Source organism: Paraburkholderia sp. USG1 (assembly GCF_031570135.1).
In the GTDB taxonomy this organism is placed as follows: Bacteria; Pseudomonadota; Gammaproteobacteria; order Burkholderiales; family Burkholderiaceae; genus Paraburkholderia; species Paraburkholderia dioscoreae.
Genome location: NZ_JAMWXW010000012.1, coordinates 36,750 through 57,774 on the forward strand (window position 1 = coordinate 36,750; position 21,025 = coordinate 57,774).

Annotated in this window: 14 protein-coding genes and 1 pseudogene; 8 read left to right on the forward strand and 7 right to left on the reverse strand. The window is 62.0% G+C overall.

The window, feature by feature from the left end; translation table 11 throughout:
- The first annotated feature begins 106 nt into the window (after positions 1-106).
- The gene (gene rbfA / locus NE850_RS17240) at positions 107-472 is read left to right on the forward strand and encodes a 30S ribosome-binding factor RbfA (RefSeq protein WP_007182294.1); all 366 of its coding nucleotides are present in this window, start codon (positions 107-109) and stop codon (positions 470-472) included.
- A gap of 93 nt (positions 473-565) precedes the next feature.
- Positions 566-1,501 carry a tRNA pseudouridine(55) synthase TruB gene (gene truB / locus NE850_RS17245; protein WP_007182293.1) on the forward strand — a complete coding sequence of 312 codons (936 nt, stop codon included), beginning with the start codon at positions 566-568 and terminating at the stop codon, positions 1,499-1,501.
- Between the two features lie 129 nt (positions 1,502-1,630).
- Here the strand turns inward: truB and NE850_RS17250 are convergent.
- The 4 genes and pseudogenes from NE850_RS17250 to NE850_RS17265 form a co-directional block, all read right to left on the reverse strand.
- Positions 1,631-3,223 (reverse strand): annotated as a pseudogene (locus NE850_RS17250) (DHA2 family efflux MFS transporter permease subunit); the annotation flags it as partial.
- A gap of 1 nt (position 3,224) precedes the next feature.
- The gene (locus tag NE850_RS17255; RefSeq protein WP_310698977.1) at positions 3,225-4,472 is read right to left on the reverse strand and encodes an EmrA/EmrK family multidrug efflux transporter periplasmic adaptor subunit; all 1,248 of its coding nucleotides are present in this window, start codon (positions 4,470-4,472) and stop codon (positions 3,225-3,227) included.
- An 81-nt stretch (positions 4,473-4,553) separates the two neighbouring features.
- Positions 4,554-6,062 carry an efflux transporter outer membrane subunit gene (locus NE850_RS17260; protein ID WP_007182290.1) on the reverse strand — a complete coding sequence of 503 codons (1,509 nt, stop codon included), beginning with the start codon at positions 6,060-6,062 and terminating at the stop codon, positions 4,554-4,556.
- Between the two features lie 49 nt (positions 6,063-6,111).
- Positions 6,112-6,630, reverse strand: coding sequence for a MarR family winged helix-turn-helix transcriptional regulator (locus tag NE850_RS17265; RefSeq protein ID WP_007182289.1), 519 nt, complete (start codon positions 6,628-6,630; stop codon positions 6,112-6,114).
- Between the two features lie 319 nt (positions 6,631-6,949).
- Between NE850_RS17265 and typA the strand changes: the two genes are divergently transcribed.
- Entirely contained in the window at positions 6,950-8,776 is a 1,827-nt protein-coding gene (gene typA, locus NE850_RS17270; RefSeq protein WP_007182288.1) for a translational GTPase TypA, read from the forward strand.
- A 161-nt stretch (positions 8,777-8,937) separates the two neighbouring features.
- Here typA and NE850_RS17275 read toward each other — a convergent pair whose 3' ends face one another.
- Positions 8,938-9,945, reverse strand: coding sequence for a hypothetical protein (locus NE850_RS17275; protein WP_310698978.1), 1,008 nt, complete (start codon positions 9,943-9,945; stop codon positions 8,938-8,940).
- A gap of 546 nt (positions 9,946-10,491) precedes the next feature.
- On the opposite strand from NE850_RS17275, the gene NE850_RS17280 reads away from it, so the two are divergent.
- The 5 genes from NE850_RS17280 (at position 10,492) to NE850_RS17300 (ending at position 18,157) form a co-directional block, all read left to right on the forward strand.
- Positions 10,492-13,353 carry a 2-oxoglutarate dehydrogenase E1 component gene (locus tag NE850_RS17280; protein WP_310698979.1) on the forward strand — a complete coding sequence of 954 codons (2,862 nt, stop codon included), beginning with the start codon at positions 10,492-10,494 and terminating at the stop codon, positions 13,351-13,353.
- Positions 13,354-13,493: 140 nt separating this feature from the next.
- Positions 13,494-14,777: a 2-oxoglutarate dehydrogenase complex dihydrolipoyllysine-residue succinyltransferase gene (odhB, locus tag NE850_RS17285; protein ID WP_007182285.1), complete on the forward strand. Its 1,284-nt coding sequence runs from the start codon at positions 13,494-13,496 to the stop codon at positions 14,775-14,777.
- A gap of 150 nt (positions 14,778-14,927) precedes the next feature.
- Positions 14,928-16,358 carry a dihydrolipoyl dehydrogenase gene (lpdA, locus tag NE850_RS17290; protein WP_007182284.1) on the forward strand — a complete coding sequence of 477 codons (1,431 nt, stop codon included), beginning with the start codon at positions 14,928-14,930 and terminating at the stop codon, positions 16,356-16,358.
- A gap of 88 nt (positions 16,359-16,446) precedes the next feature.
- Positions 16,447-17,544, forward strand: coding sequence for a cell division protein ZapE (gene zapE, locus NE850_RS17295; protein WP_007182283.1), 1,098 nt, complete (start codon positions 16,447-16,449; stop codon positions 17,542-17,544).
- A gap of 163 nt (positions 17,545-17,707) precedes the next feature.
- Complete coding sequence (locus NE850_RS17300) at positions 17,708-18,157, forward strand: transposase (RefSeq protein ID WP_007182282.1); 450 nt, start codon at positions 17,708-17,710, stop codon at positions 18,155-18,157.
- Between the two features lie 168 nt (positions 18,158-18,325).
- On the opposite strand, the gene NE850_RS17305 is transcribed toward NE850_RS17300, so the two are convergent.
- On the reverse strand, positions 18,326-18,811 hold the full coding sequence (locus NE850_RS17305) for a DUF2147 domain-containing protein (RefSeq protein ID WP_007182281.1): 486 nt from the start codon (positions 18,809-18,811) through the stop codon (positions 18,326-18,328).
- 246 nt (positions 18,812-19,057) lie between these two features.
- Positions 19,058-20,767, reverse strand: coding sequence for a ShlB/FhaC/HecB family hemolysin secretion/activation protein (locus tag NE850_RS17310; protein WP_007182280.1), 1,710 nt, complete (start codon positions 20,765-20,767; stop codon positions 19,058-19,060).
- Positions 20,768-21,025: the final 258 nt, after the last annotated feature.

A 21,025-nucleotide genomic window follows, 5' to 3' on the forward strand; every position in this document is an offset into this window, starting at 1 on the left:
TCGGGCCGCCCTTGATGCCGTCTGAATAAAAAGGCCGCACCAAGGCCCGCACCACGCCGGCGCGAATCACTTTTTTGCATCCGTTAGATGCGGATCACATAACACCATGCCTAAGAAACGTTCTTCTCCTAATCGCAACGTGCAGATCGCCGATCAGATCCAGCGCGATTTGTCCGAGCTGCTGCGCGAGGTCAAGGATCCGCGCATCGGTATCGTCACGATTCAAAGTGTCGAGCTGACGCCGGACTATGCACACGCCAAGATCTATTTCACGACGCTCACCGGCGATCCGCAACAGACGCTCGAAGCGCTCACGCATGCGGCCGGCCATCTGCACAATCAGCTGTTCAAGCGCTTGCATATTCATACCGTGCCGACGCTGCATTTCCATTACGACAAGACGATCGAGCGGGCTGTCGAGATGTCGCGTCTGATCGACGAGGCGAACGCCAATCGCGCGAAAGAAGACTGAGCGCGCTGTTAGCCGCGGCGCTCGCTGCCTTGCCCGAGTCGCCCTGCGCTCAGTGCTGTTTTCCGAATTCATCGAAGACTTCGTCCTTCCGTCATGACCGCATCTCAACGCCCCCGCGTGCCGCGTCGCGCGCTCGACGGCGTGCTGCTGCTCGACAAGCCGCTCGGCCTGTCGAGCAACGACGCGCTGATTCGCGCGAAGCGTCTCTATCTGGCAAAAAAAGCGGGCCACACCGGTACGCTCGACCCATTGGCCACCGGTTTGCTGCCGCTTTGCTTCGGCGAAGCCACCAAGTTTTCGCAGGACCTGCTCGAAGCCGACAAGACATATGAAGCCACCATGCGCCTCGGGATTCGCACAACCACCGGCGACGCCGAAGGCGAAGCAATCGACACACGTGAAGTAACGTGCGACGAGGCGGCGATTCACGCGGTGCTGCCGGCATTCCTCGGCGAAATCACCCAGGTTCCGCCGATGTATTCGGCGCTCAAGCGTGACGGCAAGCCGCTGTACGAGTACGCGCGGGCGGGCCAGACATTGGAGCGGGAAGGGCGCCAGGTGACGATCCTGAAGCTTGAGATACTCGCCTGCGCGTTGCCGGATGTGACGTTTCGCGTGACATGCAGCAAGGGCACGTATGTGCGCACGCTGGCCGAAGATATCGGCGAGGCGTTGGGTTGCGGCGCGCATCTGGTGGCGCTGCGACGCACGGGCGTCGGCGCGCTGACGCTCGAAAATTCGGTGACGCTCGACGCGTTGTCCGACGCCACCGAAAGCGAGCGCGACGCCTGGCTGCAGCCGGTAGATGCGTTGCTGTCCACATTCCCGCTCGTGCAGCTAAACGAGGACGCGACGCGCCGCTTTCTACACGGTCAGCGGTTGAAACTGTCCGAGTTGACCATCACGGGCGACGCGGTGAATGCGCCGCGTGTTCGGGTGTACGCCGCGCAAGGGCGTCTGCTTGGCGTCGCGAAGCAGGGCGAGGGCGTGCTGGCGCCCGAGCGGCTGGTCGTCACCACAGCAAGCTAAATACCGCATTGACAGTAGACCGTGTGCGCGACGCGCACGGCCGATCGAAGGTGCAGAAAAAAGGCGGGACCGCTGTCGAGCGGTCCCGCCTTTTTTCATATCGTCTGCTGCGGCGACTGGCGCCGACAATCAGTGTGCCGCGGCGGCCGCCGCACCTGCGTCGCCACCGGCGCGCTCAGGCCTCGTGATCCAGATCAGCGCGATCAGCGCGACAAAGATACCGGCGGACACGAAGAACAGATCGTTCACACCCAGTTGCGCCGCCTGCTGCGTCGCCATTGTGTTGAACAGGCCATACGCCTGCGGTTGACTGAAGCCCGCCGCGCCCATCTGCCGGATCGACTGGTCGAACACCGGGTTGTACGCGTTGGCCTGTTCGGCCAGTTGCGCGTGATGCATGATCGTACGGTGATCCCACGCGGTCTGGAAGATCGACGTGCCGATGCCGCCGCACATGATCCGCACAAAATTCGACAGGCCCGACGCCGCCGGAATCCGGTTGCCCGGCAGTCCCGACAAGGTGATCGACACCAGCGGAATGAAGAACCCGGCCATGCCGATCCCTTGAATCAAGGTAGGCAGCAGCAGCGAATACGTATCGACGCCGGTCGTATAACGCGAGCGCATCCAGAAACACAGCGCGAACACGAGGAACGACAGGGTCGCGATATAGCGCGGATCGGTGCGCGGCAGCACCTTGCCCGTGATCGGCGACAGCAGCACGGCGAACAGGCCGACCGGCGCCATGACCAGACCGGCTTCCGTCGCCGTGTAGCCGATATCGGTTTGCAGCCATAACGGCAGCAGCACCAGATTGCCGAAATAGAGCCCGTAACCGATCGACAGTGCGACAGTCCCGCCGGTGAAATTGCGCCGGCTGAACAGCGACAGGTCGACCACCGGGTGCTCGGCCGTCAATTCCCACACGATGAAAAACGCGAGCGCGATCACCGCGACCAGCGCCAGTACGACGATGGTCGTCGACGAAAACCAGTCGAGATCCTTGCCCTTGTCGAGCATGACCTGCAGCGACCCCACCCAGGCGATCAGCAGGCCGAGACCGACGCCGTCGATCGGCGCCTTTCTGATAACCGAATCGCGGTTGCGGAAGATCATCCACGTCGCCACGGCGGCAATCGCACCGACCGGAATGTTGACGTAGAAAATCCACGGCCACGAGATGTTGTCCGAAATCCAGCCGCCGAGAATCGGGCCCGCCACCGGCGCGATCAGCGTGGTCATCGCCCACATGGATAACGCCATAGGCGCTTTGGCGCGCGGATAGCTCGCGAGCAGCAGCGTTTGCGACAGCGGGATCATCGGGCCGGCCACCGCGCCTTGCAACACGCGCGAAGCGAGCAGGAACGGCAGGGTCGGCGCGAGCCCGCACATCCACGACGAGATCACGAACAGAATGATCGACGCCATGAACAGGCGCACCTGGCCGATACGGTCGGTCAGCCAGCCGGTGAGCGGCACGGAGATCGCGTTGGCGACCGCGAACGAGGTGATGACCCACGTGCCCTGGTCGGACGACACGCCGAGGTCGCCGGAAATCGATGGAATCGATACGTTCGCAATCGACGTATCCAGCACGTTCATGAAAACGGCGAGCGACACCGCGATGGTGCCGATCACCAGTTGCGCGCCCTCGAGCGGCGGATGAGGGACTTGCGCCTGAGCCTGAGCCATTGAAGAAGCCTTGTCTGATTCGTCGCGCGGCTTACATCAGCTTCGCAGCGGCAGGCTTCGCGCCGCCGGCCTGGGCCGACTTCTGCGAGCCGCCGTTCGGGCCTGCGTTTTCCGAAATGATGCGAGCGATTTCCGCGTCGGCCTGGTCACCATACTTCTCGAACACGTTGGTCTGATAGACCGTGTTCGGTGCCTGGCCGAGTTGGCCGCCGTTGTCGTCCTTGATGGTCACGTCGGCTTGCATCGACAGGCCGATACGCAGCGGGTGCTGTTCGAGTTCCTTGGGATCGAGCGCGATCCGCACCGGCAGACGCTGCACCACCTTGATCCAGTTGCCGGTGGCGTTCTGCGCGGGCAGCAGCGAGAACGCCGACCCCGTGCCCGCCGAGAAGCCGACCACCTTGCCGTGAAACACCACCGACGAGCCGTACACGTCGGCCGTCAGTTCGACCGGCTGGCCGATGCGCATGTGCTTGAGCTGCACTTCCTTGAAGTTCGCGTCGACCCACACGCCGCCGAGCGGCACGATCGCCATCAGCGGGGTGCCCGGCGAGACGCGCTGGCCGACCTGCACCGAGCGCTTCGCCACGTAGCCCGTGACCGGCGCCGGCAGGTTGTTACGCGCGTTGCTCAGGTACGCGTCGCGGACCTTGGCGGCGGCGGCCTGCACGTTCGGGTGATTCGCGATCGTGGTGTTGGCGGTCAGCGCGCGGTTCGACGCCAGTTGCTGCTGGGCGGCGTCGACGGCGGCTTGCGCGCTCTTCACGGCGTCGCGGGCATGCGAGATTTCTTCCTGCGACACGGCGCCGGTTTGCGCGACCGTCAGACGGCGCTTCAGGTCGTCCTGAGCGCGCGACAGATCGGACTGGCGCTGGGCCACTTGCGCCTGGTATTGATTGTCGTCGGCGAACAGGCCGCGCACCTGGCGCACCGTCTGCGCGAGATTCGCTTCAGCCTGTTCCAGCGCAACGCGGGCGTCGGCCGGATCGAGCACGACGAGCGGATCGCCGGCCTTCACCGTCTGGGTGTCGTCAGCGTTCACGGCGACGACCGTGCCGGTGACTTGCGGCGTGATCTGGACGACGTTGCCGTTCACGTAGGCGTCGTCGGTGTCTTCGTGGAAGCGCGCGACGAGGAAGTAGTACAGGCCGTAAGCGATCGCGGCGATCAGGATCACGATCACAAGCAGCGTCATCATGCGCTTGCGTTTGCCGTTGTTCGCCGGTTGTGCCGGCTGATTCGGCTGTTGGTTAGCCGCGGGCTGCTGGGGGGTGCTCATTGATGTGCTCCGGGTTCTCTCAGACGTCGTCGTTTATTCGGATGTTCGTGCGTGTGTTCGATCTGGCCGTGGTTCACGCGCTCAATTGGCCGCCGCGGTCGCGGTGGCCGCCGATGCCGGGGCATCGGTCGGCACCACGAGACCGGTCTGCGTCGCGTCGAAACCGCCGCCGAGCGCTTTGATGAGGCCGATCTGCATATCGCGGCGGCGCATCTTCAGGTTGGTCACTGTCTGTTCGGCGGCGAGGCGGTTCTGGTCGGCGGTCAACACCTGCAGCTGCGGCGACAGGCCGGCCTTGTAGCGGATCACAGCCAGTTGATACGCCTTGGTCGAAGCGTCGAGCGCGCGCTGCGCGTCGCCTTGCTGCTGGTCGATCGATCTGATGGACGACACTTGCGTCGCGACGTCCGACAGCGCGCTGATCAGCGTCTGGTTGTAGTTCGCCACATCCAGCTCGAAGTCGGCGTAGCGGCCTCGCAGTTGCGAGCGCAGCGCGCCGGCGTCGAAGATCGGCAGGTGAATGGCGGGGCCGAACTGGATCTGCCGGCTGGCCGAGGTGAGGAAGCGGCCCCAGCCGAACGCGTCGAAGCCGAAACCGGCGGCGAGGTTGACGTCCGGGAAGAACTCGGCCTTCGCTTCCTTCACGTCGTGCATCGCGGCTTCGACCTGCCAGCGCGCGGCGACAATGTCCGCGCGGCGCGCCACGAGGTCGGCGGGCAGATTGTCCGGCAGCGCCACGGCGTCGCCCCTGGTCAGAGCCGGCTGGGCGATCTGCAGGCCGCGATCCGGGCCCTTGCCGAGCAGTGCGCCCAACTGGTAGCGCACGACCGTGATCTGGCCGTCGAGGTCGGTCAAATTGGCCTGGCTAGTTGCGATATTGCCGTTCGCGGTTTGCCGCTCGACATTGGTGTCGAGGCCGGCGGTGACGCGGCCGTTGGTGATGCGGCCGATATCCTCGCGATTGGCGATTTCACGCGCGGCGATATCGCGCAATGCATACAACTGCGCGAGCTGGTTGTAGGTGCTGGCCACCGACGCCGCGAGCGTCACGCGTGCCTGCTGCATGTCGGCCTCCGCGGCCTTTTCCTGCGACACGGCCTGGCCCAGACGCTGGCGATTCTTGCCCCACAGGTCGAGATCCCACGAAGCGCTCGCGAGCACATTGTTCTCGCTATACCAGGTGCCGCCGTACGGGGGCGGGTAGAGCGCGTTCGCGGAGAAGAGTTCGCGATTCCAGGAATAGCTGCCGTTGACCTTCGGATACAGCGCCGAGCGCGAGCTTTCGATATAGGACGAGGCCTTGGCGATACGCGCCTGCGCCTGCGCGATCGACGGGCTGCCTTCCAGCGCTTCCGCGATCAGCCTGGGCAGTTGCGGGTCGCCGAACTGATTGGCCCAGTCGAGCGACGGCCATTGGCCGCCCTGGGCGGGCAGGCTCTGCGCGGACTCGTACTGGGCCGGCGACGACATCTGCTTGTCGCTTTTCATACCGAAGTAGTTCGCGCACCCCGTAAGGGCAAGCGCCGTCACCGCGGCGGCGACAGCGGCCCGGCTCGAAAACGCGGGCGCGGGCAGGGAAAGGGATTTCATCGCTCGACTCTTGGAGTGGAATGTAATGATGGACACTGCAAGCAATTTCTTACGATTTACTGTCAAAATTGCTTGCTGCATCACGGGTTAGTCCCGTTTGTTCGCCGGAATTAACGAGCACGCGACGCAGCATGCTCTTCAGAAAACCTACTTCTTCCGGGGTGAAACCGCCGAGCAGACTGTCCAGCACGCCGTTGAAAATAGCCGGCATTCTGGCGGCGATCGCGAGACCTTCCGGTGTCAGTGCGAGGCGCACGACCCGTCGATCTTCATTGCTGCGCACCCGTGTCAGCAGGCCGCGTTTTTCCAGCCGGTCGATCAGGCGCGTGATGGCGCTTGCGTCGATGCCGTATTCACGAGCCAGTTCGGCCGCCAGCAGGCACTTGCCGCTCGCCACCATGAACAGGATGCTGCCCTGCTGGCTGGTAATGCCCAACTCGGCCATGCTGCGCTGGTTGATCAGGTTCGACATGGTCGATTTCACTCGCGAGAGCAGATAACCGACGCTTTCGCCAAACTGATACTCGCTGATGACGTCCGGCGTAGGTGGGGTGGACGGCTCTGTCATGATTCTCGTGCGAATGCAATGGTTGACTAGGCAGTAGTATAGTGGTCGGTTCGTTGACGCGGCAAGTGTTATTACAGCTTAGACAAGGGTCTTTTCCTGCTCAAGCGACAATCCGCGCGATTTCGCGTAGGTTTCGCTCGCCTGCTTAGGCTCGATTTCCGATGCGCCGCGCAATGGAAGCCGGTCGGCCCGTCAGGGAATGCCAGAAAGCTTCATTTACGCGTGCTATAATGTTGGGTTCCCAAAAGTGCGCTTTGGGCTTTGTTGGCTTCGTACACAATGCTGCTTTGCTGGCGCACTCAACTGTCTCCAGGTTCCTATGACTCGCGCCCTACGCAACATCGCCATCATTGCCCACGTCGACCACGGTAAGACCACGCTCGTCGACCAGCTGCTCCGCCAGACCGCCACCTTCCGCGACAACCAGCAGATCGCTGAACGTGTGATGGACTCGAACGACATCGAAAAAGAACGTGGCATCACGATTCTTTCCAAGAACTGCGCGGTCGAATACGAAGGCACGCACATCAACATTGTCGACACCCCGGGCCACGCCGACTTCGGCGGCGAAGTGGAGCGCGTGCTGTCGATGGTCGATTCCGTGCTGTTGCTGGTCGACGCCGTCGAAGGCCCGATGCCGCAAACGCGCTTTGTGACCAAGAAGGCACTGGCGCTCGGCCTGAAGCCGATCGTCGTGATCAATAAGGTGGACCGGCCGGGCGCGCGGATCGACTGGGTGATCAACCAGACGTTCGACCTGTTCGACAAGCTGGGTGCAACCGACGAACAACTCGACTTCCCGATCGTCTACGCGTCGGGTCTGAACGGCTACGCAGGCTTGACGCCGGACGTGCGCGAAGGCGATATGCGCCCGCTGTTCGAGGCGGTGTTGCAACACGTACCGGTTCGCCCGGCTGATCCGTCGGCTCCGCTGCAATTGCAGATCACGTCGCTGGATTACTCGTCGTACGTTGGCCGTATCGGCGTGGGCCGTATCACGCGCGGCACGATCAAGCCGGGCATGTCGGTGGCCGTGCGTTCGGGCCCCGACGGCGCGATCCTGAACCGCAAGATCAACCAGGTGCTGTCGTTCAAGGGCCTCGAGCGCGTGCAGGTCGACTCGGCTGAAGCCGGCGACATCGTGCTGATCAATGGCATTGAAGAAATCGGCATTGGCGTGACCATCTGCGCACCGGAACAACCGGAAGCGCTGCCCATGATCACCGTGGACGAACCCACGCTGACCATGAACTTCCTCGTCAATTCGTCGCCGCTGGCCGGCCGCGAAGGCAAGTTCGTCACGAGCCGTCAGATCCGTGACCGCCTGATGAAGGAACTGAACCACAACGTCGCGCTGCGCGTGAAAGAAACCGGCGACGAAACCACGTTCGAAGTGGCGGGCCGCGGTGAGCTGCACCTGACCATTCTGGTGGAAAACATGCGCCGCGAAGGCTACGAGCTGGCCGTGTCGCGCCCGCGCGTGGTGATGACGGAAGTGGACGGCGTGAAGCACGAGCCGTACGAAAACCTGACGGTCGACATGGAAGACGGCCACCAGGGCGGCGTGATGGAAGAACTCGGTCGCCGCAAGGGCGAAATGCTCGACATGGCGTCGGATGGCCGTGGCCGTACGCGTCTGGAGTATCGTATTTCTGCGCGTGGCCTGATCGGCTTCCAGTCGGAGTTCCTCACGCTCACGCGCGGCACGGGTCTGATGAGCCACACGTTCGACTCGTATCAGCCGGTCAAGGAAGGCGCGGTCGGCGAGCGTCGCAACGGCGTGCTGATTTCGCAGGACGACGGCGCGGCAGTCGCGTACGCATTGTGGAAGCTGCAGGATCGCGGCCGTATGTTCGTGTCCCCTGGTGAGCCGCTGTACGAAGGCATGATCATCGGCATTCACAGCCGTGACAACGACCTGGTCGTGAACCCGATCAAGGGCAAGCAGTTGACCAACGTGCGTTCGTCGGGTACGGACGAAGCGGTGCGCCTCGTGCCGCCGATCCAGATGTCGCTGGAATACGCGGTCGAATTCATCGACGACGACGAACTGGTCGAAGTCACGCCGCAATCCATCCGTCTGCGCAAGCGTTACCTGAAGGAACACGAGCGCCGCAGCGCAAGCCGTAAGGGCGCGGTGGACTGAGCGAGTTACGGGCGGATTGAAGGAACGCTGTTCCCGATACCTGCGTTGGGCACATGAAAAAAGCCGTTCCGGGCATGCCCGGAACGGCTTTTTTCGTTTATGGGCTAGCTCTGATTCGTGAGGTTGCCCGGTTGTAACCTTGGTGCTGTAGGAATCAGGGCTTAAAGCTCGGGGTTGGGAAGGCCGAAGTGATTCAGCAATCCACCGGGCTCAGGCAAGCCGTTGCCGAGGCCGGGAAACTTAGTGACTACCTGCGCTGATCCAAAGTCCCGCGCGTTGTGCGGAGTGTAAAAGCGAATGCTGTCTGGTGCGACTGCCTGACCACCTTCGTTGTATGCTGTTTGCATGTATCCCTTCAGGGCGTTTATCATTTTTTCTTTGTTATCGTAAGTGAAGACGCCGTTGTTTGGATCGAAAATGGCGTAATGGTTGTTTGGAAGATGTTGGGCAAGCAGGACGTGACCGTACCTCTCGGGGCCGTTCATTGCGTCACCAGCTTGAATGCCCATACGTATGTATGCGAGGCCGCCCTCAGGCATGTTGTTGTCCGCGCTCATGCTTCCGATCAGACTGTTGATGCGGTCATTACGCGTCGCGTCGTGGGTGGGGTTGATGTCGACAGACGACGACAGGCGATAGTTCGCGAGGGGAAGCGGAGTTTGCCCCGTCTGGAATTGATCGATGCGGTCGTAGATTTCGCCGGGATTTCCAGCGGTGTTGCTGGCCATGGCATTGTTCATATTGTGAACCGCGGACGGCAATGTATCCGGTTCTGCTGCGCCATCCGTGGCATGATCGATGCGGCGCATCGCTTCGCGAACAATGCCATCGCAGGTACCTTTTCCGTCCTTTCCGCCTTTTGTTCGATCGTGATCGAATTGATCGAACTTCTCGTGCCGTGATGAATGCTCCTCAAGCGCGTCGCCTCCCTTGCACTCCCGGAATTTGGATTTCGCGCATGCACCCAGTACTTGACCGCGCTTTTGTCGATCCAGCGGCGCATCGGCTTGCGCTGAATTCTTTGTGGTACGTCCATCGCCGAGCGCAATGTGGGCGGGATACATCCTGGACTGAGGGGCCGCATGGAGCAACTTCGAGTCCATGGGGCTGTTAGCCTGGAAGGTCTGGCTTTGTGTCACTTCGCTTATGCTGCTAACGGTGAGTTTCATCTGGCTTGCCTTTTCGATCGTGAAACATCATGGAAGTAATTGCGCGCTGTCCCGCGTGCGCCTTGATGACTTGGGACATGAATGCGTTCGAGACGCAACGGTATAGCGCCGGATCATTCTGTGAGACATCTTCCGGCGCAGGGTGCTGACCGGATACTGCGCGACGTGGCGCGGTTTGTGCGGAAGCGGGTCGCCGGCCGGATCACGCCTGCTCGCCGGCGAAACGATAAGGTTGCACTGCGCAAGGTGTGCGTGTTCTTCCTGTGTTTCCCGCGCCCGTTTGCCGAGCCGGGACATTCTTGCGGACACTGTCATGCACTGTTGCGAACTCTGGAAAACACCCGCAAAACCCCGTCACGAGGGGCTTGAGCTCCCGTCCGTCTGCTATCTGCACCATCTGTTCTGTGATATGCTCCCCGGGTGCAAAGTTTTAGGTCCTTCCAAGCAAGACTTGATTCGCGCAATCCGCTAAACGGTCAGGCCGTGTCGCGGAAGGTTCTGTAACCCGCTATTTCTCGAGAAACTCGAAGAAAGGTGAGCGTAAAAATGATGAAGCAATTCCAGTCGAACTCTTACCTGTTCGGCGGCAATGCTCCGTACGTAGAAGAAATGTACGAAGCGTATCTCGATAATCCGGCGTCAGTGCCCGAGAACTGGCGTAGCTATTTCGACGCGTTGCAGAACGTCCCTGCATCGGATGGCAGCAATGCCAACGACGTGGCCCACGGCCCGATCGTCGAATCGTTTGCTCAACGGGCCAAGGCTAATGCCTTCATCCCGCGCGGAGCAGGTGGCGGCGAAGATCTCGCTACCGCTCGCAAGCAGGTTTATGTGCAGTCCCTCATCGGCGCATATCGCTTCCTCGGCTCGCAATGGGCCAACCTCGATCCCCTGAAGCGCCGCGAACGTCCCGCTATTCCCGAACTCGAACCGGCGTTCTACGACTTCACCGAAGCCGACATGGACCAGGAGTTCAGCGCCACGAATCTGTATTTCGGATTCGAGCGTGCTTCGCTGCGCGAGATCGTCAAGGCATTGCGCGACACGTACTGCGGCACGATCGGCGCCGAGTACATGTATATCAGCGATCCGGAACAGAAGCGCTGGTGGAAAGAGAAGCTCGAATCGATCCGTTCCACGCCGAACTTCTCGAACGAAAAGAAAAAGCACATCCTGAATCGCCTGACGGCCGCTGAAGGCCTCGAGCGCTTCCTGCACACCAAGTACGTCGGCCAGAAACGCTTCTCGCTCGAAGGCGGCGAAAGCTTCATCGCGTCGATGGACGAAGTCGTGCGTCACGGCGGCGCCAACGGCGTTCAGGAAATCGTCATCGGCATGGCTCACCGTGGCCGTCTGAACGTGCTGGTCAATACGCTCGGCAAGATGCCGGCCGACCTGTTCGCCGAATTCGAAGGCAAGCACGTCGACGATCTGCCGGCTGGCGACGTGAAGTACCACAAGGGTTTCTCGTCGGACGTTTCGACCGAAGGCGGCCCGGTTCACCTGTCGCTCGCGTTCAACCCGTCACACCTCGAAATCGTCAACCCGGTGGTCGAAGGCTCGGCCAAGGCCCGTATGGACCGTCGCGGCGACGACAGCGGCCTGCAAGTGCTGCCGGTGCAGATCCACGGCGACGCGGCCTTCGCGGGCCAGGGCGTGGTGATGGAAACGCTGAACCTCGCGCAAACGCGCGGTTACGGCACGCACGGCACGCTGCATATCGTCATCAACAACCAGATCGGCTTCACGACGTCGGATCCGCGCGACTCGCGCTCCACGTTGTACTGCTCGGACGTCGTCAAGATGATCGAAGCGCCGGTGCTGCACGTGAACGGTGACGATCCTGAAGCGGTGGTTCTGGCTACGCAACTGGCTATCGACTTCCGGATGCAGTTCCACAAGGACGTCGTCGTCGACATCGTCTGCTTCCGCAAGCTGGGTCACAACGAGCAGGACACGCCGGCCGTCACGCAGCCGCTGATGTACAAGACCATTGCCAAGCACCCGGGCACGCGCGCGCTGTACGCTGAAAAACTGGTGCAGCAAGGCGTGATCACGGCTGCCGACGCGGACGAATACGTCAAGGCTTACCGCAAGGCCATGGACGAAGGTCATCACACGGTCGACCCGGTGCTCTCGAACTACAAGAGCAAGTACGCGGTGGATTGGGTGCCGTTCCTGAACCGCAAGTGGACCGACGCCGCCGATACCGCAGTGCCGCTCGCGGAACTGAAGCGCCTTGCTGAGCGCATCACCACGATTCCGGAAAACTTCAAGGTTCACCCGCTGGTCGAGCGCGTCATCAATGACCGTCGCGCGATGGGCCGTGGCGAAGCGAAGCTCGACTGGGGCATGGGCGAACACCTGGCATTCGCGTCGCTGGTCGCGTCGGGCTATGCAGTTCGCCTGACCGGTCAGGACTCGGGCCGCGGCACGTTCACGCACCGTCACGCGGTGCTGCACGATCAGAACCGCGAGCGCTGGAACGACGGCACGTACGTACCGCTGCAGAACATCGCCGAAGGTCAGGCCAAGTTCACGGTGATCGACTCGGTGCTGTCGGAAGAAGCAGTGCTGGGCTTCGAATACGGTTACTCGACCGCTGAGCCGAATACGTTCGTCGCGTGGGAAGCGCAGTTCGGCGACTTCGTGAACGGAGCGCAAGTCGTGATCGACCAGTTCATCTCGTCGGGCGAAGTGAAGTGGGGCCGCGTGTCGGGTCTCACCATGCTGCTGCCGCACGGCTACGAAGGTCAGGGTCCGGAGCACTCGTCGGCACGTATCGAGCGTTTCCTGCAACTGTGCGCAGACCACAACATGCAGGTCGTTCAACCGACCACGCCGGCGCAGATTTTCCACCTGCTGCGCCGTCAGATGATCCGCCTGTTCCGCAAGCCGCTGATCGTCGCCACGCCGAAGTCGCTGCTGCGCCACAAGGAAGCCGTGTCGGATCTGTCCGAACTGGCGAAGGGCGCGTTCCAGCCGATCATCGGCGAAGTCGACGAAGCCATCGACGCGAAGAAGGTCAAACGCGTGGTCGCGTGCTCGGGCCGCGTGTACTACGACCTGCTCGCACATCGCCGCGAATCCAAGTCGAACGACGTCGCGATCATCCGTATCGAACAGCTCTATCCGTTCGCGCACAAGCAGTTCGAAGCGGAAATGAAGAAGTACGACAACGCGACCGAAGTGGTGTGGGTGCAGGACGAGCCGCAGAATCAAGGCCCGTGGTTCTACATCGAGCACCACCTGAAGGACGGCATGAAGGAAGGGCAGAAGCTGGCATACAGCGGACGTCCGGCTTCGGCCTCGCCGGCAGTCGGTTATTACGCGAAGCACTACGAGCAGCAGAAGGCGCTGATCGAAGGCGCTTTCGGCCGGCTGAAGAGCGCGTCGATCGCTAAATAAACACCAGACCGAACCGGGAAAGCGCAGTGCGCTTTCCCGTGCCGCATCCGAAAAGATCAATTGCGGCATTCGAGGTTCGCAGGCGGTCGTAGGATCCCAGATCGCGCGCCGTCACCCGATACGTATTCAGGATATTCATAATGGCTATTGTTGAAGTCAAGGTTCCCCAGCTCTCCGAGTCGGTTTCGGAAGCCACGATGCTGCAGTGGAAGAAGAAGCCCGGCGAGGCTGTTGCTCAAGACGAAATTCTCATCGAAATCGAGACCGACAAAGTCGTGCTCGAAGTGCCGGCACCCTCGGCCGGCGTGCTCGCGCAAGTCATCGCGAACGACGGCGACACCGTCACGGCTGATCAGGTGATCGCCAAGATCGACACCGAAGGCACGGCAAGCGCCGCTGCTGTCGAAGCCGAAGTGAAGCCCGCTCCGCAAGCCGCTCCGGCGCCCGCCGCTGCACCGGCTCCGGCGGCTCAAGCCGCATCCGCAACGGGTGCGAACACCGCTGCTTCGCCGGCCGCCGGCAAGCTGATGGCCGAGAAGGGTCTGGGCGCGGGCGACGTCGCCGGCACGGGCCGCGACGGCCGCATCACCAAGGGCGACGTGCTGAGCGCGGGCGCACCGGCTGCGAAGGCTGCTGCCCCGGCTCCGGCCGCCGCACCGAAGGCTGCGAAGCCGTCGCTGCCGGACGTGAAGGCGCCGGCTTCGGCTGAGCAATGGCTGAAGGACCGGCCGGAACAACGCGTGCCGATGTCGCGTCTGCGTGCGCGTATCGCCGAGCGTCTGCTCGAGTCGCAGCAAACCAACGCCATTCTCACCACGTTCAACGAAGTGAACATGGCGCCGGTCATGGATCTGCGCAACAAGTACAAAGACAAGTTCGAAAAGGAACATGGCGTGAAGCTCGGCTTCATGTCGTTCTTCGTGAAGGCGGCGGTTCATGCGCTGAAGAAGTTCCCGCTGGTGAACGCGTCGATCGACGGTAACGACATTGTCTATCACGGCTACTTCGACATCGGTATCGCTGTCGGTTCGCCGCGCGGTCTGGTGGTGCCGATCCTGCGCAACGCGGATCAGCTGAGCCTCGCCGAAATCGAAAAGAAGATTGCCGAATTCGGCCAGAAGGCGAAAGACGGCAAGCTGTCGATCGAAGAAATGACCGGGGGTACGTTCTCGATCTCGAACGGTGGTGTGTTCGGTTCGATGCTGTCGACCCCGATCATCAACCCGCCGCAATCCGCAATTCTGGGCGTGCACGCCACGAAGGAACGCGCTGTGGTCGAAAACGGCCAGATCGTGATCCGCCCGATGAACTACCTGGCGCTGTCGTACGACCACCGGATCATCGACGGTCGCGAAGCGGTGCTGTCGCTGGTCGCCATGAAGGATGCGCTGGAAGACCCGGCTCGCCTGCTGCTCGACCTGTAAGCGCCGGCCCGGGCGGTGCCGGCTTGTCATCGTGCAAGCCGGCACCATATAAGCATCAGGCAGGCAGCACGTCTTTCGCATTCCGCAGTACAGGAAAGGCGCGCGCCACGAAGTGTGGCGGCGCGCTGTTCCGCCATCCAAAGGATTGTCATGTCCAAAGAATTTGACGTCGTCGTGATCGGCGCAGGCCCCGGCGGCTACATTGCCGCAATTCGCGCAGCGCAGCTCGGCAAGACCGTCGCATGTATCGAAAAATGGAAGAACCCGGCCGGCGCGCTGAAGCTCGGCGGCACGTGTCTGAACGTGGGTTGCATTCCGTCGAAGGCGCTGCTCGCGTCGTCGGAAGAGTTTGAAAACGCATCGCATCACCTCGCCGACCACGGCATTTCCGTGGAAAACGTGAAGGTCGATATCTCGAAGATGATGGCCCGTAAAGAAGGCATCGTCGAGAAGATGACGAAGGGCATCGAATTCCTGTTCCGCAAGAACAAGATCACGTGGCTCAAGGGTCACGGCAAGTTCACCGGCAAGACGGACGCCGGCGTGCAGATCGAAGTGAGCGGCGAAGGCGAAACCGAAGTGGTCACGGCAAAGAACGTGATCATCGCCACGGGTTCGAAGGCTCGCCATCTGCCGAACATTCCGGTCGACAACAAGATCGTCGCCGACAACGAAGGCGCGCTGAGCTTCGAATCCACGCCGAAAAAGCTGGCTGTGATCGGCGCTGGCGTGATCGGTCTGGAACTGGGTTCGGTGTGGCGCCGTCTGGGCGCGGAAGTGACCGTGCTCGAAGCGCTGCCGGAATTCCTCGGCGCGGCCGACCAGGCGCTCGCGAAAGAAGCGGCCAAGCAGTTCAAGAAGCAGGGTCTGGACATCCACGTCGGCGTGAAGGTCGGCGAAGTGAAGACGACCGCCAACGGCGTGACGATCGCCTACACGGACAAGGACGGCAACGCGCAGACGCTCGAAGCCGATCGCCTGATCGTGTCGATCGGCCGCGTGCCGAACACCGACAACCTCGGCCTCGAAGCGATCGGCCTGAAGGCGAACGAACGCGGCTTTATCGACGTCGACGAGCATTGCGCGACGGCGGTGCCGAACGTGTACGCGATCGGCGACGTGGTGCGTGGCCCGATGCTCGCGCACAAGGCTGAAGACGAAGGCGTGCTGGTCGCTGAAATCATCGACGGTCAGAAGCCGCATATCGACTACAACTGCATTCCGTGGGTGATCTACACCGAACCGGAAATCGCGTGGGTCGGCAAGACGGAACAGCAACTGAAGGCTGAAGGCCGCGAGATCAAGACGGGCCAGTTCCCGTTCATGGCGAACGGCCGCGCACTCGGCATCAACAAGGCGGAAGGTTTCGTCAAGATGATCGCCGACGCGAAGACCGACGAACTGCTCGGCGTGCACATCATCTCGGCGAACGCATCGGACCTGATCGCGGAAGCCGTGGTGGCGATGGAATTCAAGGCGGCGTCGGAAGACATCGGCCGCATTTGCCATCCGCACCCGTCGCTGTCGGAAGTCATGCGCGAGGCGGCACTCGCTGTCGACAAGCGCGCGCTGAACATGTAATCACGCGCACGCCTGACTGACAGTACTCCGGCATTACCACAAAGGCGGGCGGGTTCACTCCCTCCCGCCTTTCTATTTGCAGCACAACATGAACGTCACCGAATACTACGAAAAAGAACTGCAGACGCGGGGTTACCAATCGGACCCGGCGCAACGCGCGGCGGTCGACCGTCTGCAGCGGTGCTATGAAGAGTGGACCGAGTACAAGTCGCGCCGCTCGAACGCGTTCAAGAAGCTGATCATCCACCCGGACCTGCCGCGTGGCGTGTATATGTGGGGCGGCGTAGGGCGCGGCAAGAGCTTCCTGATGGACAGCTTCTACATGATCGTGCCGGTGCAGCGCAAAACGCGTTTGCATTTCCACGAGTTCATGCGTGAAGTGCATCGAGAGCTGGAAGAACTGAAAGGCACGGCCGATCCGCTCGACGAACTCGCGCGCCGGATTGCCAGGCGCTACCGGTTGATCTGTTTCGACGAATTCCACGTGTCGGATATCGCCGACGCGATGATCCTGTACCGCCTGCTCGACAAGCTGTTCGAAAACGGCGTGCAGTTCGTGATGACGTCCAACTACGATCCGGACACGCTGTATCCGGACGGACTGCATCGCGACCGGATGTTGCCGGCGATCGAACTCATCAAGGAAAAGCTCGACGTGATCAACGTGGACGCGGGCATCGACTACCGGCAACGCACGCTGGCTCAGGTGGAGGTGTATCACACGCCGCTTGGCGCCGCCGCCGACAAGGCGTTGCGCGACGCGTTCGGGCGCCTCGCCGCGGTCCCCGACGAGAGCCCGATCCTGCATATCGAAAAACGCGAGTTGAAGGCGCTGCGCCGTGCCGACGGCGTGGTGTGGTTCGACTTCGCCACCTTGTGCGGCGGACCGCGCTCGCAGAACGACTACCTGGAACTGGCGAGCCGCTTTCACGCCGTAGTCCTCTCCGGCGTGCCGCAGATGTCGGCGCGTATGGCCTCGGAAGCGCGCCGCTTCACCTGGCTGATCGACGTGTTTTATGACCACAAGGTGAAGCTGCTGATGTCCGCCGCGGTGCCGCCCGAGCAACTGTATGTCGACGGTCCGATGGCCAACGAATTCACGCGCACGGTGTCGCGCATCGTCGAAATGCAGTCGAAGGAATACCTCGACGCGCCACGGCGGATCGTCGATACGTCGCTAACCTGAGGCGCGGCCAGGCACGGCCGACGGTGCTTTTGCGATAGATCATCGCGCTGCGTTGGCCGACGAGGCGCCTTTACGCGGCGTATTTTCAAGATTCGGATTGGTCTTATTTTCCGGCTGCGGACGACTGGATATCTTTTGTCAACGTTCTGACAAAGGAGAAACCATGAATCCCCACCGTGATATCAACGACGAAGAATGGCAACGTATCGCACCGCTGCTGCCGGAACTGCGTCCGCGTTCGGAGCTGCGCGGCCGGCCGCTCGCCAATACGCGCTCGGTGCTCAACGGCGTGCTGTGGGTCATGTACAGCGGCGCCACCTGGTCCGCCATGCCGCGTCGATACCCGTCGTATCAAACCTGCCATCGGCGCTTCAAGGCGTGGTATGAATCCGGTGTGCTCAAACGCGTGATGGAGCAACTGTTCGGCGCGGCGAGCGAAGAGCTTTGTGCGCTGATGGAAGCGCGCATGCGTTCGCATGTGAATGCGGAACAGAAGAGCGTTGAGGCGGAAAAGGCGCCGGTCGTCGCGCCCGCGGTGTACAGCCCGGCATCACCCCAGCCGCTGCCGTCCTCGCCGTTCGCGTTCAATTCGCCGTTCAAACACGCTGCATGAACGATTCAAGCGGGTGTCTTCAGGCAAAAGAACCGGTCGAGCGATTGTGATCGTCGGCCGGTTCAGGTGATTCTGCCAGGGCTCTGCCAGGAGCCCCAACGCGCCGGTCGCTATGAGCCCGGCTGGAGCCGCGGCGCATCAGCGCGTCAAACCTGAACTACCCGCGCATCATTGCTGGCGCACCCACGTCTGCGAGCGGCCGAGCAGCGAGACGCCAATATAGCCACGCACGACCAGTTTGTTGCCACCGTCTTCCAGGTGCATCTTGCACTTGTAGAGCTTGCCGTTTTCCGGGTCGAGAATCTGTCCGTGGTCCCAGGCGTCGCCGTCCTTTTTCATATCGCTGATGATCGTCATGCCGAGGATCGGCTGATCCTTGCGCGCGTCGGTGCATGCCGTGCAGCGGCGATCCGGCTGGTCGTTGGCGCCGAGCCCCTTGATCACCTTGCCGCTGAGCGAACCGCTGCCGTCCTGCGCGATCTGCACGAGCGCTTTCGGCTGTCCGGTGTGATCGTCGATGGTTTGCCACGTCCCTACGGGGCTGTCGGCCTGCGCCATAGCCGTCATGGCGCTGGCGAGCAATACGCCGGCGAGCGCGGCGTGTTTGACCGTGCGAAGCGCCATTGCGCGAGCGCGTTGTGTGAATTGCGTCATTGTCTTCCTCCTTGATTAAAGACGGCGCGATCATGGTCGCGCGGCGTTATCGGCATCTCGGGCGTTCTTCTGACCTGGGCCGCCGTGATGCCTGGTCCCTCAGGTTCTACTTCTATTTCCCTGATGCGCCACCCGTGGAATGCGGCTTGCGCGCCGCTGGTCGCAACATCGTCAGCGCAGAATACGTGAAAGTGCGCGCCCCGTTTGATAGTGGACCCTCTAATCAGGACGCGGCACTTTTGCGGATCAGTTCAGCTGGTACGAGAATGTCGCGTTGATGCGCGGGCTGCGTGACGCACTTTCCACCGGTGCGTCGCCAATCGCTTTGGCCACCGACAAATCCAGGCTGTAGTACTTCGCATCCGAGATCCGGAAGCCGAAAGCGATCGACGAAAGCTTCGACGGCGAGGGCGTGCCCGCATGTAGAAAGACGCGCGCCATGTCGAACGAGACATAGGGTGTGAGGGTGCGCAGATAGGTGAAGCCCGGCGTGAACGCACGGTTGACTTCCAGCATCATGCCCCAGCCCGAATCTCCCGATGCTTCACCCGGCTGATAGCCCTGCGCAAAACGCTGCGCGCCGAACGAGATCTGCTCCGAAGTCGGCAGCGACACGCCGCTGTACTGACCGGTCAGCGAGACCGCCGTGCCGATCTTCAACGGCCACTCGTTGGTTTGCGAAAAGCTGGCGCCGGTGCGCACGAAGTTGATCGACGCCGGATTGGTAACGGGCGAGCCCGGCACATTCGAGTCGCCGGATTTTGATGCGCCCAGAATGTCAAACGCCTTCGCCACGTTGACACTCGCGCGGCGCACCTGGCCGGTCTGCACGCTGGTGTAGTCGGCCTGCAACTGCATGACCCGTATTTGCGAGCGGAAGCCGAGCTGCGCACCGGTGTCGTGGTTATGGTAGCGATCCTCGTCGTGCGACGCATAGACCGAGGCCGTGCCGATCACGCTTTGTGTGTTGCTCAAGAGGATCGGATACGCCAGCGAGCCGCCCACCTTGTCGTTGATCACCGTGCGTTCGATGGAAGAGGGGAGTCCGGGATTGTCGGTCGGATTGCCGCGATAGTGCGAGGCGTCGATCTTCGCGATCAGCCCGTTGCTGCCGATCGGCACCGCGCCGTGGGCAGCGAGATAGGTGACGTTGTCACGCCCCTTCGGCAGCAAGGCCGACACGCTCAACTGTTCGCCGAACGAGGTCAGTCCGTTTTCGGTGGCGGTCAGCAAGCCTTGCACGCCGGGGTGATTGAAATCGATCCCGGTGCTGACGTCGAATGGCTTGCGCTCCACGTTCAGTTCGAGCGTGGTGGCGCCGTCGGTGTTCTGCGGCGGCGGCACATTGGCCGCGACTTTCACGCCCGGCAGCAGGCCGAGCACGTTCACGTAACGCTCGAAGGTGGCGCGCCGCAACGGCCGGTCGGCGGTGATGTGATCGGCGATCGCGCGGATCTTGTCTTCCACGGCGCCGGCCTTGCCCGTCACCTTGACCGCGGACACGTAGCCTTCCACCACCGTCACGCGCACCACGCCGCCTTCGAATGTTTGCGCCGGAATGAACGCGAACGAGAGCGCGAAGCCGCGGTCCTGATAGAGCTTCGTGACGCCATTGGCGACCTGGATCAGATCGCCGATGGTCGTGTCCTTACCGACGAGCGGCGCGAAACGTTGGGCGACGTCGTCGAACGGAAGGGACTTCACGCCCTCCACCTGAACACGCGACGGCGTGATGTGGCGGGCGAGCAATGCCTCGAGTTGGGGCGCTTGCGGCGCGACTTGCACGGTCACGTTCGGCCCCTTGTCGGGTGCCTTGATCTGCGGCAGCGAATCCATCGGATTGCCGCCGACCGCCGAACCGCCTGGGCGGGACTGCGCGTGTGCCTGCATCTGCAGGGCGCTCGCCGCAATCGCCGCGAGTACGACGGTCCATGTGCTGCCATACCCGAGTTTCATCGGATTTTCCTCGTATGCCGTTCTTGTGTCGCGCACGCTCCGCCTGGCCGGGCGGGTCGCGAACGCTTATAGGTGGCTCGACGCGTACTGCGATGCTTGCATGTATTACGTCACGTGCTCCGTGAGGCTTGAGCCTTGCGTGAAAAAACGCGGAGCACGTGATGAGTCGGACTGTTTATGCGCATTGCCTACTCGCATGTTTCATGCGCCATCCGATGACTGCTTTCAAGCCGGTCTCATCGAATGGCTGACGTGCGC

Bases quoted from the DNA above. Each gene is read 5' to 3' on its own strand.
- rbfA (WP_007182294.1), top strand. From the start codon at position 107: ATGCCTAAGAAACGTTCTTCTCCTAATCGCAACGTGCAGATCGCCGAT.
- truB (WP_007182293.1), top strand. From the start codon at position 566: ATGACCGCATCTCAACGCCCCCGCGTGCCGCGTCGCGCGCTCGACGGC.
- NE850_RS17255 (WP_310698977.1), bottom strand. From the start codon at position 4,472: ATGAGCACCCCCCAGCAGCCCGCGGCTAACCAACAGCCGAATCAGCCG.
- NE850_RS17260 (WP_007182290.1), bottom strand. From the start codon at position 6,062: ATGAAATCCCTTTCCCTGCCCGCGCCCGCGTTTTCGAGCCGGGCCGCT.
- NE850_RS17265 (WP_007182289.1), bottom strand. From the start codon at position 6,630: ATGACAGAGCCGTCCACCCCACCTACGCCGGACGTCATCAGCGAGTAT.
- typA (WP_007182288.1), top strand. From the start codon at position 6,950: ATGACTCGCGCCCTACGCAACATCGCCATCATTGCCCACGTCGACCAC.
- NE850_RS17275 (WP_310698978.1), bottom strand. From the start codon at position 9,945: ATGAAACTCACCGTTAGCAGCATAAGCGAAGTGACACAAAGCCAGACC.
- NE850_RS17280 (WP_310698979.1), top strand. From the start codon at position 10,492: ATGATGAAGCAATTCCAGTCGAACTCTTACCTGTTCGGCGGCAATGCT.
- odhB (WP_007182285.1), top strand. From the start codon at position 13,494: ATGGCTATTGTTGAAGTCAAGGTTCCCCAGCTCTCCGAGTCGGTTTCG.
- lpdA (WP_007182284.1), top strand. From the start codon at position 14,928: ATGTCCAAAGAATTTGACGTCGTCGTGATCGGCGCAGGCCCCGGCGGC.
- zapE (WP_007182283.1), top strand. From the start codon at position 16,447: ATGAACGTCACCGAATACTACGAAAAAGAACTGCAGACGCGGGGTTAC.
- NE850_RS17300 (WP_007182282.1), top strand. From the start codon at position 17,708: ATGAATCCCCACCGTGATATCAACGACGAAGAATGGCAACGTATCGCA.
- NE850_RS17305 (WP_007182281.1), bottom strand. From the start codon at position 18,811: ATGACGCAATTCACACAACGCGCTCGCGCAATGGCGCTTCGCACGGTC.
- NE850_RS17310 (WP_007182280.1), bottom strand. From the start codon at position 20,767: ATGAAACTCGGGTATGGCAGCACATGGACCGTCGTACTCGCGGCGATT.